Origin of the sequence: Vibrio genomosp. F6 (genome assembly GCF_005146325.1) — a bacterium.
GTDB classification, from domain to species: domain Bacteria; phylum Pseudomonadota; class Gammaproteobacteria; order Enterobacterales; family Vibrionaceae; genus Vibrio; species Vibrio cortegadensis.
Window position 1 is genome coordinate 1 of record NZ_SYUT01000040.1, and the last position, 17,302, is coordinate 17,302.

A 17,302-nucleotide genomic window follows, 5' to 3' on the forward strand; every position below is an offset into this window, starting at 1 on the left:
GTTCATGACACGCTTACGTTCTACCTACTCAAGTTGGATGATTAGAAGTGATCAAACTAACTTTGATTTTAACCCTCAAACAAAAAGGGAAATATCGTTAACCTTAGATGAGTTGATAGCGAAACGTGCAGAGATCTCTAGTATGCATACACTGCACGGAATCATATCCATCGACGATAAAGAAATAACACTAATCTGGACAACAAAAGATATAGCAGACACCAAAAGAGAATTGCTTATTAAAAGTGGATGTTACGGCGATTAATATAATCTCTTAATGTACTTAGCGCTTTGTTGATTAACTTAGCCGTAAGACGCACGCTTAATCCCATTGCTAAGTACTTTTTCAATTTGATCACGTTTAGTTTCAAGCTTTAATTTCTATTTTGGATCTACTAAGGATCATACCAATAATCAATGAGTCTAACTTTCGTTCTCTATGCTTTTGATAAGTTACATCTTGGCTATTGGGGTGGTACGTAAATAAACGTAATTTGATATTAAATCATGGACTTAATGAATATGATAAAAAAATTGAAAAGAAAATGTTGCTGCAGATGTGGTTAAGTGTGTAAATCTTTGATTTTCCACTTATCCACATTGACTATAAAATCTATATTTAGCTATTTAATCTATGTTAACTATAAAGACTATTAGATCTATAGATGCTTGTAACTAATTGAATTTAAATAACTAAAAGGCGGGTTGTGATCATTTATTAGGTGTTTAGATGACAAAATTAAGGTGTAATTGATCTTATATTAGGTATTTAGATAACACAAATTAGGTGCAATGCTGACAATTTTTTCACTTTAGAGGACATTTTCTAGGTGTTATGATCAAATTTCTATTTCATTAGAGTGATTTAAGCCTTTTGATACTTGGTTTTTTCCTTATTGGGCCTTTTGGCTAGGTATATACTTGATTTATGATACTCCAACCGTATTTATATACCTAAATTATGTTATTTATAGTGCTGTTGAGCCTTATTTCTGTCGCTTATTACTGTATAGATAACGAAATTTAGGTGTAAATGCCTGAAATGTGTTATCTATCACAGTATTTTAGTATTCAGGGTTATCACCTATCGCTTTAAGCGAATCAATTTTCTCGAGCATGCTTTCAAGCTCATTGGTGCTGTCTTGTGGCTCTTGTTCTGTCGTTGAAGTGCGCTTTGCAATGCTGAGTTCAATTTGTTGTGCGGTTTCATCACGTCCAATAAAGCGGTATGCGTTGGCCAATTTATCTAACTCTTCAATCGTGAGTTTTTGCCCATGTTGTAGACGCTTGAGTTCTAGCTCTCGAATAACGCTTTGCACATCTTGTAAGTTGAGCTCTTCAAATTTGTCAGATTTGACCCAACGATACAAAAATTTAATGCCCACAATAGAGCGGCCTTGTTTAACCAGCTCATAACCTTTTTCACCTTTGTCACTGTCTAAAAACAGTAACTCTTTGCGTGTGCTTGTATTGGTCGAAAGTTCTTCAATGCTGTCACGGATACAACGCTTCATAAATACGCTGTTATTTTTGAACGAACTTTTGTCTTTCTTTAGTTTTCCGCTTTCATCCAGTAAACCAAACGTTCCTTTGAGCTCGTTTAGCTTCTGAACGTGCATGCCTGTACCGCCTGTTTTAAAGCGACTTAATAGTTCATAAAGGCGTTTGGAGTACTCTTTTTTCACATTGAGAAAGTTTTGCGTATTGATTAAAGCAAAGCCTTGGTTGTAATCGATGTACTCTGATTTCAACATATCATTGGGCACCATGGTCAGGATCCCATTTTTATAGGCGATATGTTTAAACAGGGGGCGGTAATCAAATTCAGTGTCATTTTTTTCTGACTCAACTTTGATACCAATTTTCCTACTGGCTAAGCGATTTGCAACAGGACTCAAGTTACTGCCAATGTGTTTTGAGTCGACATTTAACCACTCGGACAATTGATGAGCTGTGAATTCGTAGTGAGGAGTGGTTCGATCCCAATCCCCTTCTGACATATTGGCGATCATTAAAGCAAACATATCGGCTTCGCGAGCTGAGAGGTCCTGTCGGCTGAAGACCATTTGATGACCCTTCTTAATATGCTTAGGAAGATTGTCACTGACTACTGGGTAATGATGTGGTTTATTGGCCATTTTCAAAATCTCATGCTTACCTAATCTAGGTATAAGATACCACTATCTAGGTGTTTAGCCTAGCTGACACCTAAAATGTGTTATTAATAGGATGAGAAAATGGTATGAAAAGACATTAGAAAATGAACGCTCTATATCTGTGTTGTTTTGAGAGAAAATCCGCAATAACTGAGAGGTTTGATGTTTGCTTATTTTAATTCATGTGCAAGCATTCTTGACTTTTTTGTTAGAGGAACTTGTCAATGCTCAGCCTGAGCATTGACAACTACCCATGGTTTATTTCATCTTCTATCATTATGAGATCTACAGTAGGGTGTCATAATAACGTTGTTTGAGCCTGTAGTTGCAACTGTATTAGCTGTGTTTGTCGTGGGGGAACGAATTCCATTGCTTGGGTGGGCGGGGATTTTTTTTATTATTGTTTGCTTACTGCTCCAATCAAAGCAAGACGCTCATTGAACAAGCGACTCGATAATCGAGATAAGTAGATTTTTTGCTCTAAAGGTATACTTTCAGTGCTTCACCATACCTCCAACTCACCGTGCTCATGAAATCCTGTTTAATCATTAAGAGTATTCCCATGTGATTTAAGGTCGTTTGGCAAGAAGGATGTACATTCACCATCTTAGTCAGCTTATTTGGTATCGTTAAACACAAGAAACCTTATCGCCAGTGAAGCTTAAGTATTGGTTATTCGCTTAACCTGATGGCTTGTGTTAGACATGGTATCATAGGAAAATGGAATCAAATGCGTCATATGAAATGAAATTATTAGCAGATAAAACAGGTGAGCAGTACCTTCATATTATTGATGTGGATGGAGATTCTATCTTAGTCCAATTTATATCAAATGAAGGAATACCAAAAGGTAAGCCCTTTAAAGACTCGATGAAGGGGCTCCTGCTCGTCGGTTGGACAAAAAGGGCAACGTCTTCTGCCATTGGTTTGCACAGGTTCAAACAAGGTTATTTAGAAGATGCACATGTGAGTTTTGCATTACATCAATTATTTCCATTAGGAAGAATGGTCAAATTACCATCCGGTGATACTGTGCAGATAGCAAGTTACGCAAATACACACTCAGATGGGTATTATATGTATGTTCAAAAGCCTGATGGTTCTAAGCTCGTTCGGATGAAAATGTCCCCGGAGTGGGAACTTTTACCTTCATCGGTGCTACTTGCACTTCCTTATTACCCGAGAGAAAAAACAGAAGAAGAAGTTTATATCATTGATGAATATGATTTATGGGCTCAAGGTTTTTAGAGAGCAATATTGCCCAATAAAGACGAAAAGCGATCATGAGTCAAATCATCACGATTCATGTCTGTCAATATGGTTTGTCAGGCTCCTCTTCCTTCGAACATTTCTTTGTACGATTTTTTCTGTAAACTCGCTTGAGTTAAGTTAAATTGATTGGCTAAAGCTTCGAGATCTGCTTTGTAAATAGAAAGCATTGATTCGTTGTCCGTCATAATCGCAAATTCTGCAAAATCACCGATACCAGCTAATGAATCTACGGTGATATGAAATTGTCCTATGAAATAGATACTGCGTGTTTTCTTAGCTTTGAGTACGACTTCGTACCCCATTGTTTCAAGCATACTTACAGCACGATCAGCATCAGTAATGCTTGTTGCTTCACATTTATCTGTTTCAGGACCTTTTACTATCCACAATTTAATTCCTGACGGCTCCATTGTTCGAATGCAAAGGCTTTTATTTTGGGCCTGTAGAAGTTGATCTGGAGTATCAAAGTACCAATCAGATTCTGCATTATCTTGAAGCATAATTTCATGGGGGATATGACTTAAAGCTTTTAGGAATTCAGTTTTAGAACGAAGCCGATACTTCAATTCTACTTCATATTTACCTTTAAAATGATCACTATTCATATATTACTTCCATAAGAAATTAGGCATTATCGTATTGATAATAAAGAGAATATACTAATGTGAGTATGCTTTCTGCTTATCATTAGTATCAACTTTACTATTATAATGATTCCCTCATTATGGTTTTCTAATTTTGACTTGAGCTGACAATACGATTGTTGAATCGATACCTTTTTCAACTTCGAAGTATCCGCCAGTACCTGAAAGTTGACTAACAGATAAAGTTTCAGTGCCTAGCTTTTGAAACCAATAGGGAGCAAGCGAACATTAGGCTGAACCTGTTGCTAAATCTTCCAAAATACCGATTTTAGGAGCGAAATAGCGTAAAACATAACTATCCTCAGATTTTTTTGCTGTAATAATAAGAGCATGAAAGTCTGTAATTTTTTCTAATTGTGAGAAGTCTGGTTTAAAGTTAATGACTTCGTCTTCAGAGTCTAAAACTAGAACCAAGTCTCGTGTTGAGAAAGTTTCTATTGGAGGAGAAATTAAGCCTGATATGTCTAAAGGCAACGAACAGTTTTTTGGTAGCCACATCGGCATGATTATTTTGTATGAACCATTTTTTTCTGAGACTACGACTTGGCCATATTGGCTATTGAGAGTGATTTCTCTCACCTGATATTTTGAAATTAATGCAGCTCCTGCTCCCAAACTGCCATGTCCACAGAGGTTTATCTCACCATCAAGTGTAAACCAACGGATGTAAAAACTGCCGCTAGATTGGACAATAAAAGATGTCACTGGCTGGTTTTGTTTATGAGTTATTTGCAGTAACAGCTCATCACTTGCCCACTCATCTAACTCGACAACACTGCAAGGGTTCCCTTTGGCAGTTTCATTGCAAAATACGTCATATATTTGGGCTTTAATCATGTTTAACTCACTGTTTAAATTGAGTGTTCCATCTTTGATTTGAGGCTATATAACTTAGTTATATGATTGAAGATCATCAAACTCCCCCACTTTTACTTCAGGGTTAAAGATAGCATTTACATTTGAACCACTACTATAGTGAAGCAAGAAAATTTGTCTTTATGCTATCGATTCGATTGTTCTGTTATTCAAATACAGGAGTTGCTATGTGGTTTGTATGGTATGAATAATTTGTCAATGCTCAGGCTGAGCATTGACAAATTTATGGGGTAAGAGGGAGTGATTTTATTAAATTAGTCATGGTTGTGATTGTTTCAAGCGTCACATTAGTGATAGCAGCATTGCGAGTGGTATACGTTTATGCTGAGAATGAGTAGAGATTGGTCTGACTAAGGGAAAAGTATGATTAACATCATTAGTTTTGTTATAAAAAATAGAATAAGCCTTTTAATGTACAGAACCATTTCGTTGGTCGAAGTAAGGCGCTCGGCAATGGTGATGGATAGGACTGTGTTTTCTTTAAATTAAGTGTTTATTGAGATCGTTAGAGGTAACCAAAGCACACTTTTTTATGACAATGTAAGAGCCACTTGAACGAAAAATTATTTTTTCTGGATATATCGACCATCATCTTTGAGACCATTAGTGATAGATACGACACCGGTCTCTGAAATTAAAACGGCCTCAATATCGAGTTGTTTGTTTAAATAAGCGAGAGAGTCATCAACGGTAGATAGAAAGCCTGCGGTACTCCAAATTTCGCCATCGACGGATAGGTTGGAAATAATAGTGACACTTGCAATATCGGTGTTAATCGGCTTGCCTGTCTTTGCATCAATGAGGTGATGGTATCGCAGACCACCGTGCTCAAGGTATCGTTCATTAATCCCTGACGTTACCATCGATTGCCCTTGCAACGGTACGATTCTGCACACCTCCCCGCGAGGGCTCAAAGGGTCTTGAATCCCTACATTCCATGCTTGTATTGCATTATTTGGCGCGTAGCCAATGGTTAGTACGTTTCCACCTAAATTAATACACCCATGTTTAACATTATGACTCACAAGGTATTCCTTTATTTGGTCAGCAAAATAGCCTTTGGCTATGGCGCCTAAGTCAATCTCCATTCCAGGCTTGGTCAGAAATATGGTTTGATAGAGATCGTCCAATACGATGTGTGAAGGGTCAACAATATCAAGAATGTTCATTAACTCCCGATCTGTTGGCAGCTTGGCATCGTTAAAACCAATACGCCATGTCTTTATCAGAGGGCCAATGGCAATATTAAAAGGGTTGGAGTTATCCATGCTAGCCGTTTTAGCTTTTTTGATTAGTTCGTAAAGGTCTGCCTTTACACGAACAGGTCTAATACCAGCGTTGTGATTGACGTTCATGAGTTCAGAGTGTGACTGATTGACGGTAAAGCGTTGTGCAAAACGTTCAAGTTGAAGATAACAATCTGTTAGCAGTGATTCGCCATTTGGATGATGGATAGTGAGGTCGATGATGGTTCCCATCATTTTAAAGCGAGTTTTATAACTTAACATTGCCTGCCTTTTTGCTGGTATGAAAGAAGGGAAGCTCATGGCTTCCCCTTAACAATCTAACTTCTGTTTGAAACACTATCCCCTGCAATTCGGCCGTAAGTGAATATATCAATCAATGCGTTACCGCCAAGTCGATTCCCTGCGTGGAGACCACCTGCGACTTCACCAGCTGCATATAACCCAGGAATAGGTGACCTCTGTTGATCCAAGACTCGAGCTTTGGTATCAATTCTTAGGCCTCCCATTGTATGGTGTACAGAGGGCTTTCTTGGTGTTGCATAGAAGGGGGCTTTCTCCACTTTTAAACCTAGCGCTCCTTTTTGGAACTCTGGATCTCGTCCATCTTCTACAAACGAGTTATAACGATGGATTGTGCTGCATAGCTCAGCTTCTGGAACATTAATCTTGCGCGCTAACTCTTCAATAGAGTCTGCTTTGATAATGATGCCTTCCTCGATCTCACGTTCAATCGTTTCGTGGGTTGTGTTTGCCGCGGTTTTACGAATTTCTTCGTCCGCAATCATGTACACAAGGCCACCGTTATCAAAAAATGAGTTAGAAAGGACATCTCGGCTTTCACACTCATTTACAAATCGCTTGCCTTGCTGATTAACGAAGACAAAATTTTCTGGTGGAACGATTAAGCCTGTTAATAACGCTCCGGATTTAGGATCGCCAATAGGCATAAGTTGGATGTATTCCATTCCCACAAGGTCAGCCCCTGCTTTTTCACCAATAGCGATACCGTCACCAATTAACGCTGGTGAGTTAGTTGTTTTGATGTCATCAGCGATATTGTTCCAGTAGTTATTGTATTTCTGCAACATTTTTGTGTTCGCGCCAAAACCACCAGATGCTAACACTACGCCATGATTAGCCATGAGTGAGTATTTGGTTCCATTAGAATGTGTAGCATTGACGCCCACCACTTGACCATTTTCAACAATAAGATCGCTTGCACGTGTATCCGTTATGATACGGCCACCTTGTGCGACGATGTGTTTTTGAAGTTTATCGACAAATTCAACACCTTTAGGGCGATTGGGTTTATGCGCCCGACGCCACAAAGCTCCGACTGCGATGTCAACCATACCTCGATTGAAATCGATGCCTTTTTCTGTCAACCAATCGATCGATTCCATAGCACGGTTAGTCAGCGTATGTACAAGGTCATACTGACCATAAATAGGATCGCCATCTAGATTGGTGCGTTTGCCACCAAGATACGTTTGAATTAAATGTAACTCAGTTGAATCAAATAAATAGTTTTTCCCGCTATCAACATCAAGGAAATAGTTGGCTAACTGATCTCGAAGTGTTCGAAAATCAGAAAGATATTCTTGGGCAATTTCGGACTCTGGTGTATTGGCGATCGCTTTTAAATAGTCTGTTTCACCCGCTACAGCAGGGAAATCTTTTTGCCACTTAGGCTCTGCGGCATTCACCCAGCCACCTGTGCGAACTGTGTTACCACCAATGGCCGGGAATTTCTCAAGGACAACAACGGTTCTTTTGTTGTCTAGCGCAGTTAGGGCGGCACTCAAACCTGCGCCGCCGCCGCCCACTATGACCACATCAACCGTTTCTTCAATGGTTTGTGTCGACCACTCTACCGCTTCACGGGCTTTACAGCGAAGAGCTTCTGAATTACCACCTGCTAAATCCACGGCATTAGACACACCGTCAATGACTGCTTGGCTACTCACTGTTGCGCCAGAAATAACGTCAACATTAAGTGTTTGACCATCCAGTATTTGTTGAGGGATACGTTCAAATGCAGGGTTTGCAATACCATCCGACTCTTTTGATGAATCAACCGACACCCCTAAAATTCTATCTTCAGAGAAAGTAACGGTAACAGGAAGTTGACCGTTGTGACCATAACCGTAAGCGGTAAATTCACCGGGTTCGAATTTAATATCAATATTTTGCAGTTCTTTTATACGTTGATGTTTTAAAGTTTCAGCTGCGCTGTCAATGATCATGTAATCCATGATTTCCCATAAAGGCGTGGGGATCATGAGTTCTTCTTGTTGAGCGATATCGGCAAACTCAGCACAGCTTTCATTGTTCATTGCTTTCGTGGCCCACGTTGGCTCTACTAAGAAGCCTTTACCAATACTGACCATGTCGTACCCTTGTTCAAGAGCGGTATCAGCATCGCTGCGCTGTGAAATACCTCCGACACCAATGACCGGGATTTGGGCGACACTTTCAGACTTCAACTCATGAAATTTGTGGATGAGTAGAGCTTTGTCTTCTGGGTTAACAATCGAGTTACGGGCGTAATTACCCATAGAGAAATGAAAGTAATCAAGTCCACTTGTTGCTAACTTATCAAGAAGGTACATCGTGTCTTCGAATCGAATTCCAGGTTCTTCTATTTCTTCAGGAGAAAAACGGTAGCCAATAATGAAGTCAGTCATCTGATGGTCGGCAACCACTTGTTTTGCTTGCTCTAAAACAGCAAGCGGAAAAGCAGTGCGTTTTTCAATATCGCCTCCCCATTTGTCGGTGCGTCGATTTGAATGAGGGGAGAAGAACTGTTGAATAAGGTAAGTATTCGCCCCATGAATTTCAACCCCATCAAATCCTGATAATATCGCGCGATTTACAGCATGACCAAAATACTCAAGCATGTTGTGGATTTGCTCGTCAGTCATTTCAAGTGGGGTTTCTGCGTTAGCGCGAAGTGCTGCTATTGGGCTTGCAGAAATTGGTTGATGACCGCCATTAAATTCCGCGCTTGCCATACGACCAGCATGATAAATTTGAAGAATGGCTTTGGAGCCTTTTGCTTTAATGGCCGTCGCTAATTCTTTTAGTCCCGCAATCTTACTATCGTGAGTAATGCCTAAAGCGCCAGGGAAAGCTCGACCGTAATTTTCTACAAAAGCACTTTCAACAATGATTGCTGCCGCATCTCCTGAGCGAGAGGCGTAGTAATCGGTCATTTCTTGAGAGACACCGCCATCAAAAAATGCAGATTGAATCGTCATCGGTGCCATCACGATCCGGTTTTTAAGCGTCGTTTGTGAAAACCCAAGTTTTATGTCTTTGAGCAACTTAGTCATCTGTGAATTATCCTTATGCAAATTAACTTTCATATGAAATGCGCCTTAATAAACCGCCGTTGCTAAGAAAGGGGACTTTCATATAAAAAATTGGCATCAATAGGTTTTTGCGCAAAATACTATGGGTATTAATAAGGAGTAAAATGAATGGTTTGCATTATATATATGCAAGTTATGCATAATTTATTGTTTTCACATGCACTTAGTACATTTGTAGAGAGGGTGGGGGCATCAAAAAAACATTCAATTAGTAAATCAGTAAGTGGATCTAGGTTGCCTTGCGTGACTCCATTGCTGTGGGTTTTATTGATAAATAGCACTTGTTTTTGTTTGCTCACAAGGTTTATTTGCCTTGAAATGAGCTACTTTTGTTATCGTAATATCAATACATAACAGATCGTAAACAAAGTGATGCTGTTCACGCTTTCTTGACTCCTGACTCTGAATTAAGAATTTTTCCTAGTTATTCTAAGCCCCTCTCTCATGCGGTCGATTTTTAGACTCCTTATTATTTCACGGTCAACTAACAAAGAATGCATGGTCGGAATTATGCCGTGCAGACCTCACAAAAAATAAGAGAGTTCACAATGTTAAAGTTCCTAGATCAGGTTCGAAAACCGACGCTGGATCTTCCGGTCGAAACCAGAAGAAAAATGTGGTTTAAACCCTTCCTACAATCTTACCTTGTCGTGTTCATTGGTTATTTAACCATGTATTTGATCCGTAAGAACTTCAATGTCGCGCAAAACGACATGATTTCTACTTATGGATTATCGATGACGGATCTAGGTCTTATCGGTCTGGGTTTCTCTATCACTTACGGTATCGGTAAAACCGTAGTTTCTTATTACGCTGATGGTAAGAATACCAAGCAGTTCCTACCGTTTATGCTAATCCTGTCTGGCCTTGCCATGTTGGGCTTTAGTTTCAGTATGGGTGGCGGCAGCGCTAGCTTATTCATGATGATTGCCTTCTACGCATTGAGTGGTTTTTTCCAAAGTACAGGTGGCCCCTCAAGTTACTCGACTATTACTAAATGGACGCCTCGTAATAAGCGTGGTTCTTACCTAGGCCTTTGGAACATGTCACACAACGTGGGTGGTGCCGGTGCTGCTGGTGTTGCTTTGTTTGGGGCAAATTACCTATTTGATGGCAGCGTTGTTGGTATGTTCGTGTTCCCATCGATCATCGCGATTGTGGTTGGTTTTATTGGAATGCGTTTTGGTAACGACTCTCCAGAAGCATACGGTCTGGGTACGGTTGAAGAGTTATTTGATGAAGAAATCAGCGAAGAAGATACTATCGCTGAAGAAAATCAAATGACCAAGAAAGAGATCTTTGTTGAATATATCCTTAAAAACAAAGTGATTTGGTTGCTCTGCTTCGCGAATATCTTTTTGTACATTGTTCGTATCGGTATCGATCAATGGTCTACCGTTTATGCGTATCAAGAGCTAGGCCTATCAAAAGAAACGGCGATTTCAGGTTTTACTCTGTTTGAAGTGGGAGCTCTGGTCGGTACGCTAATGTGGGGTTATTTATCAGACCTTGCGAACGGCCGCCGCGCTTTAGTTGCTTGTGTATCGCTTGGCCTGATTATCGTTTCTCTAGAGTTCTACCAGCATGCAACAAGTGAGTTCATGTACCTAGCATCACTGTTCGTGCTTGGTTTCCTAGTGTTTGGTCCTCAGTTGCTGATTGGTGTTGCGGCGGTTGGTTTTGTGCCTAAGAAAGCAATCAGTGTTGCGGATGGTGTGAAAGGTACCTTTGCTTACTTAATTGGTGACAGTTTCGCAAAACTTGGCCTAGGTATGATTGCTGATGGAACACCTATTTTCGGCTTAACGGGTTGGAAAGGAACGTTCGCAGCACTTGATACTTCAGCTGCCATTTGTATTGTACTGCTGCTATTCGTTGCGATTGCGGAAGAGAAGAAGATTCGTCAAGCTAAGAAAATACACTTAGCGGCTCAAAACGCCTAGCTAGTCTCGCGTACTTGTTCTCGCGCATTTGTTGTCGCAAAGAGAGTTTCGGATACATAGTCTCACGTACTTTATCGGATTAAAGCACGTGAGATCATACCAATCGCTAGTTCGATTCAGTATCATCTCTATTAATAAAATTAATATTATATAGCTCCTGTCGGGGCTATTTTTCTTTCTTACTCTTAATTCTGGCTAATATCATGATTAATGTTGCGCTTGTTGATGACCACGTCATTGTTCGTTCGGGCTTTGCTCAATTACTCAGTCTTGAAACTGATATTACGGTCGTGGGTGAATTCAACTCTGCGGCAGAAGCGCGCCTCGGATTGCCAAGTTGCCACCCTGATGTCGTTATCTTGGATATCTCAATGCAGGACGAAAGTGGCCTGAGCTTATTGGAAGAGATTCCATCAGGAATTGCCAGCATCATGTTGAGCGTTCATGACTCTCCGGCGATGGTTGAGAGGTCATTAGAGTTAGGAGCCAAAGGTTATCTCAGTAAGCGCTGTAGCCCTGATGAATTAATTCAAGCCGTACACACGAGCGCAAAGGGCGGTTGTTATCTCACGCCAGATATCGCTATAAAGCTTGCGACACCTACGAAGAATAAAGTCTCGTTAAATCAGCTAACCCGGAGAGAAAGCGAAGTATGTCAGTTATTGGCAACAGGGCTCGATGTAAAATCTATCGCCGTTGAGTTAGGGGTTAGCCATAAAACGGTTCATGTACACCGTGCCAATGCGATGGACAAACTCAATGTTAAGAACAACGTCGAGTTAGCTAAACTATTCACACAAGAACAGTACTAATGCGTTCCTATCTCGCCACCTCCCTATGTGGAGTTTTTATGGCTGGCTGTGCATGGTTTTGTTTGTGGGTTATTGCTTTCTATTTCATCAATGACCCTGAGTTAGCCATTCTGCTTTTCCCATTCTCACTTCGATTGGGAATGACGCTGCACACTCGTACGCACTATTGGCCTGCTATCTATATTGCAGAGTGGGGGCTCGCGATCGCTTTAGCGTTATTACTTGATGAACCCCAATGGCTGACGATACTAATCGCCAGTGGATTGAGCATTCCTGCCACTCTAATTGCCAAACGTTATTATTCTGGTGACCAGAATCGTCACTTGTTAGTGATGACGAGCTTAATTATGGTCACCTCATTGATCAACGTTGCAGTAGTGGGCTCTCATGTTCCGGCTGTTTACATGGTGTGGTTGGTGAGTATCACTGGCGGACTGATGCTGGTGCCGATGTGCTATCTGGTCTGGAACTATCTATTCCAAAACAAATGGGCGCCATTGAGTTCTTATTTAATCAACAATGTTGTTGAGTTCAAAATCCGCCACATTGCTTTATACAGTGTGTTGCTAGTGGCCAGTATTTTGATACAAACCAGTTTACCTGATGAGCTAAGACGCTTCGCCCCATTCTGTATGGCTATCCCTATCATCCTGCTCGCCGTTCGTTACGGGTGGCAAGGTGCTTTATTGGCGACTCTATTAAACAGTGTCGCATTGATTGCAGCTCACAGCGGAACATCCAAACTCGAAATTACAGATTTACTATTATCTCTATCTGCTCAAACCATCACAGGTATATTGCTTGGTTTAGCGGTTCAAAAGCAGAAAGATCTCAACTCAAAATTACGAAGTGAACTCTCAAGAAATCAAAATCTTTCACGCCAGCTAGTAACAGCTGAGGAGTCGGTTCGCCGTGATATTGCGCGTGAGCTGCATGATGAAATCGGGCAAAACATCACGGCAATTCGTACGCAGGCAAGCATTATTAAACGTGTCGACGCGGCTGAGATGAGCGTTCGTTGCGCGGGTACGATTGAGTCATTGTCTTTGAATGTTTATGACACCACCAAACGTCTACTGACAAAACTAAGACCTAAGATGTTGGACGATCTTGATCTAAAAGACTCCGTTGAACAGCTTATTCGGGAAATGGAGTTTTCGGACCACGGTGTTGATATCCAGTTAAATTGGCAAGGTGATTACTCGTGTTTGAGTGACACGCTCAAGGTTACCCTCTTCCGTTTGTGCCAAGAATCTTTAAATAATGCCCATAAATATGCTCAAGCGAGCGAAATTAGAATTGAATTAATTTTAGATGATCAGGCTTATCTTTGGATCACAGACAATGGCGTTGGCTTTACAGCGCAAGATCTTCCCAAAGGAATGGGGGTTCGCGGTATGCTAGAGCGTGTTCAGGCGCTCGGCGGCAAGATGACAATCAACGCTAATGACTCCTCTTCGGGTACCAATATCAGCGTAACATTACCTAAAGTGTGAGAACGAATATGTTTGGATTTCTGCGCTCAAAAACGTCAAATAGTCATGCTCTAACTGATGATGAGGTCAATCAGAGTTATGGTTACTGGCGCCTCCATATCATGATAGGGATGTATGTCGGCTATGCAGGTTTTTACTTCACTCGTAAAACCTTTAATTATGCAGCACCAGCTATGATCACCGACCTTGGCTTGGACAAAGGCGATATCGGCTTAATTGGCACGCTCTTTTATCTTTCTTATGGCTTATCGAAATTTATCTCAGGCACGATATCGGACCGTTCAAACCCGCGTTACTTCATGGGTCTTGGCCTAATCGCGACAGGCTTGATCAATATCGCGTTTGGCTTTTCTAGTTCGTTGGCGGCTTTTATCTCACTTTGGGTGCTAAATGCGTGGTTTCAAGGTTGGGGCTGGCCATCGTGCTCTAAGTTATTGACGACCTGGTATTCTCGCTCCGAAAGAGGCTTTCGTTGGGCTATATGGAATACAGCACACAACGTTGGTGGGGCTCTTATCCCTATTCTTGTGGGTTATCTGACGCTTCAATTCAGTTGGCGAGCTGGGTTTATCTGGCCGGGCGTGATTGGTGTTTTTATTGGTCTTATCGTTTGCTGGCGCTTACGTGATAAGCCGACCACTATGGGACTTCCGACGGTAGGGAAGTGGCGCAATGATCATTTAGAATTGGCTCAAGAGAACCATGGACAAGGATTAAGCTATCGAGAAATCCTGAAAACCTACGTGTTCAGCAATAAGTACATTTGGTTGCTTGCTTTTAGTTATGTGTTGGTTTACATAGTAAGAACGGCGGTTAACGACTGGGGTAACTTATACTTAACCGAAGAACACAATTACAGTTTGATAAACGCCAACGCAGCTTTATCTCTATTCGAGATTGGTGGCTTCGTTGGTTCACTTGTTGCTGGGTGGGGATCGGATAGGCTGTTTGGTGGCAACCGCGGTCCAATGAATATCCTGTTTGCGATTGGTATCTTCCTCTCGGTATCCGCTTTATGGCTTATGCCTTTAACCAACTTTGTGTTTCAAGCGGGTGGGTTGTTTTGTGTTGGTTTTTTTGTTTTTGGCCCTCAAATGCTTATTGGTATGGCGGCGGCCGAATGCTCGCATAAAGACTCTGCCGGGGCGGCGACTGGCTTTGTTGGCTTATTCGCCTACATGGGGGCTGCACTGTCCGGATACCCATTGGCGCTCGTTCTAGAAACTTACGGTTGGAGTGGATTTTTCATTACGATCTCTACTTGTGCGGCCGTTATTGGGCTGCTTCTTCTGCCTTTCCTACAGGCTCAATCACCTCAGAAAAGTGCAGAGGCTCGATCTGGTTTTTAAGGTGTCTTCCCGAGAATAAGATAGTGTGACAGCTTGTATTACTGTTGCTAGCATCGCTGTCTTATTCTCAGCGCGTTCTACACGTGATATTCAAATGTGACTCTTTTCACGCTTTTCATCGAAATCCCCCGTTTCTAAGAATTTTTCCTATTACCTCTAAGATCCCATCTCATGTGGGCTCAAGCCGCTCTCTGTAGTCTTTCTAATTATTCACGTTATTAGAATCAGCTCTCTTGAATTGTGTTCAAAGGGCTCACTACGGAAAACGCCATGTCACTCAGCCACTTCTCAGAACACTCATTCTTCCCAATGGAAAACACCATCCAAAATTATGCATGGGGGAGTATCTCTTCGATACGTGAACTGTTTGGTTTTAAGAATGAGTCACAAGAACCGCAAGCGGAAGTTTGGATGGGAGCGCATCCAAAAGGTTGCTCAATGGTTAAGCTTGACCAACATTTGGTGCCTCTCTCCGAGCTGATTAACAAGAATAAATCGGCCTATTTATCTACTGATACTGCGCAAGAGTTTGGTGAACTGCCATTCTTATTTAAAATCTTAGCGGCAGAAAAGGCACTATCTGTTCAAGTTCACCCAAGCAAGCACCAAGCCGAGGTTGGCTTTGCGAGAGAGGAGCAAGCAAGTATTCCTCTGACCGCAGGACATCGTAATTACAAAGATTCTAACCATAAACCTGAATTGGTTTACGCGATTACTGAATACCAAGCGATGAATGGCTTTCGAGAATTCGATGAAATATTAGCCTTGTTCAGAAAATTGGATTCTATCGAGCTTGTTGGTTTGGTTGAAGAGTTTGGTGATAACCTTAACTCTCTAGGTTTAGAGGCGTTTTTCCGTGATCTATTAACGCTGAATGACCAACGTAAACACCAAGCATTAGAGCAACTCCTAACTTACGCAGCAGCTCATCAAGATCAAGCAGAGTTTGCTTTGGTTACTGAGCTTTGCCATCAGTACCCAAACGATATTGGCCTGTTTTGTGTTCTGTTACTTAACTTGATCACACTGAAGCCGGGTGAAGCGATGTATTTGAATGCGAACACTCCGCATGCCTACATTAAGGGGACTGGTCTCGAGATCATGGCAAATTCAGACAACGTGTTACGCGCTGGTTTAACGCCGAAACACATTGATGTCGCTGAGTTAGTCGCATGCACGGAGTTCACGCCAATTTCGTTCGAACGCTTATTATTGGCACCCTCAAAATTAGATCAATGTGATAGCTATGATATCCCGGTCAGTGATTTTAATTTCAATATATTTCATCGTCCTCATCAAGAAGAAGTCATCACAAGTGGTGCTGAAATTTTAATGGCAATAGATGATGATTTCACGCTAATGAGCCCAAAAGGCGAGCATTTAACCCTGACTAAAGGGCAATCGGTATTTATCCCAGCCTATATTGGTCACTATGAATTGAGCAGTAACGGCCGTGTTGCCAGAGCGTTTAATTGAGGGAATAGTGCGTTGGAAGTGCTATCAAGTTTTGCGAATGAAGATGTTGGTTTAAAGTTCTAATGGAAGCGAGAACAAGCCAAAGGCATATTGGCTGATAGTTAAGGTATTGAAATTAAGGGCCCTACGGGCAACCATGCTTTATCTCGCAAACCTATTCGCTCGTTTCTGCCTCAATCGGTGGCTAAACCAAGACACCTTGCGGTGTAACAAAATCCAGCTCGTGTGCCGCGCGGAGAGTCAACGATTGCAGCTCGCACATTTATGAACACCGGACTTGGCTGATGTCAGGTAATTTTTGCAACGGTTCAACTGCAGAGGATTCCTCGGTAGTATGCTAGTTCTATTACCGAAACTATGCGTTCTGAAACGTTTAGTGGCATTTTCGTGCTAAAAATGCCACGGGTAAAGTTCACAAGGGTAAAAGTTTAGGGTAAAAGTTTAGCCTATGAAGGTTCTGGACATAACTGCGTTACAAAGCGACTTATGTGAAGGTTGGGACACAACTATCGGGCGGGAAAACAAGTTAAGTCAGATAGAAGCACAAGCTACTCAGAGCTCTCTATTACAAACGGCACCCTAATGGATTAAGATTAATAGCCTCGCATGCGGGGCTTTTTCTTGCATAATAAACACCAGCGCACTCTTAATGCCTTT

Annotated in this window: 11 protein-coding genes and 2 pseudogenes; 8 read left to right on the top strand and 5 right to left on the bottom strand. The window is 41.4% G+C overall.

Features of this window, described 5'->3' with window-relative positions; genetic code table 11:
• Window positions 1-265: hypothetical protein (locus tag FCV43_RS20500; RefSeq protein WP_206380336.1), on the top strand; the 265-nt coding region annotated here is incomplete at its 5' end.
• 799 nt (window positions 266-1,064) lie between these two features.
• Here the strand turns inward: FCV43_RS20500 and FCV43_RS15160 are convergent.
• Window positions 1,065-2,138 carry a replication initiation protein gene (locus FCV43_RS15160; protein ID WP_113797760.1) on the bottom strand — a complete coding sequence of 358 codons (1,074 nt, stop codon included), beginning with the start codon at window positions 2,136-2,138 and terminating at the stop codon, window positions 1,065-1,067.
• Window positions 2,139-2,456: 318 nt separating this feature from the next.
• On the opposite strand from FCV43_RS15160, the pseudogene FCV43_RS20675 reads away from it, so the two are divergent.
• Together FCV43_RS20675 and FCV43_RS15170 are read left to right on the top strand one after the other, a co-directional pair.
• Window positions 2,457-2,597: pseudogene (locus FCV43_RS20675) on the top strand (EamA family transporter); the annotation flags it as partial.
• A gap of 303 nt (window positions 2,598-2,900) precedes the next feature.
• Entirely contained in the window at window positions 2,901-3,404 is a 504-nt protein-coding gene (locus FCV43_RS15170; RefSeq protein WP_113797768.1) for a hypothetical protein, read from the top strand.
• Between the two features lie 77 nt (window positions 3,405-3,481).
• On the opposite strand, the gene cyaB is transcribed toward FCV43_RS15170, so the two are convergent.
• The 4 genes and pseudogenes from cyaB to FCV43_RS15190 all read right to left on the bottom strand — a co-directional run bounded on the left by cyaB (window position 3,482) and on the right by FCV43_RS15190 (window position 9,530).
• Window positions 3,482-4,033 (bottom strand): class IV adenylate cyclase, encoded by a 552-nt coding sequence (gene cyaB, locus FCV43_RS15175; RefSeq protein ID WP_113797758.1) that lies wholly within the window; start codon window positions 4,031-4,033, stop codon window positions 3,482-3,484.
• 117 nt (window positions 4,034-4,150) lie between these two features.
• Window positions 4,151-4,909, bottom strand: a pseudogene (locus FCV43_RS15180) (PhzF family phenazine biosynthesis protein).
• Between the two features lie 602 nt (window positions 4,910-5,511).
• Complete coding sequence (locus FCV43_RS15185; RefSeq protein WP_113797766.1) at window positions 5,512-6,456, bottom strand: FAD:protein FMN transferase; 945 nt, start codon at window positions 6,454-6,456, stop codon at window positions 5,512-5,514.
• 56 nt (window positions 6,457-6,512) lie between these two features.
• Window positions 6,513-9,530, bottom strand: a complete 3,018-nt coding sequence (locus FCV43_RS15190) for a flavocytochrome c (RefSeq protein WP_113797764.1) — start codon at window positions 9,528-9,530, stop codon at window positions 6,513-6,515.
• A 587-nt stretch (window positions 9,531-10,117) separates the two neighbouring features.
• Here FCV43_RS15190 and uhpT point away from each other — a divergent pair.
• The 5 genes from uhpT to manA all read left to right on the top strand — a co-directional run bounded on the left by uhpT (window position 10,118) and on the right by manA (window position 16,645).
• Entirely contained in the window at window positions 10,118-11,512 is a 1,395-nt protein-coding gene (uhpT, locus tag FCV43_RS15195; RefSeq protein ID WP_113797756.1) for a hexose-6-phosphate:phosphate antiporter, read from the top strand.
• A 203-nt stretch (window positions 11,513-11,715) separates the two neighbouring features.
• Window positions 11,716-12,324 carry a transcriptional regulator UhpA gene (gene uhpA / locus FCV43_RS15200; RefSeq protein ID WP_113797754.1) on the top strand — a complete coding sequence of 203 codons (609 nt, stop codon included), beginning with the start codon at window positions 11,716-11,718 and terminating at the stop codon, window positions 12,322-12,324.
• Window positions 12,324-13,820: a signal transduction histidine-protein kinase/phosphatase UhpB gene (uhpB, locus tag FCV43_RS15205; protein ID WP_113797752.1), complete on the top strand. Its 1,497-nt coding sequence runs from the start codon at window positions 12,324-12,326 to the stop codon at window positions 13,818-13,820. The genes uhpA and uhpB overlap by 1 nt, the downstream gene beginning before the upstream one ends.
• 8 nt (window positions 13,821-13,828) lie before the next feature.
• A complete protein-coding gene (locus FCV43_RS15210) occupies window positions 13,829-15,169 on the top strand; it encodes an MFS transporter (RefSeq protein ID WP_136995673.1) in 1,341 nt (446 codons plus the stop codon).
• A gap of 270 nt (window positions 15,170-15,439) precedes the next feature.
• The gene (gene manA, locus FCV43_RS15215) at window positions 15,440-16,645 is read left to right on the top strand and encodes a mannose-6-phosphate isomerase, class I (RefSeq protein ID WP_113797748.1); all 1,206 of its coding nucleotides are present in this window, start codon (window positions 15,440-15,442) and stop codon (window positions 16,643-16,645) included.
• Window positions 16,646-17,302: the final 657 nt, after the last annotated feature.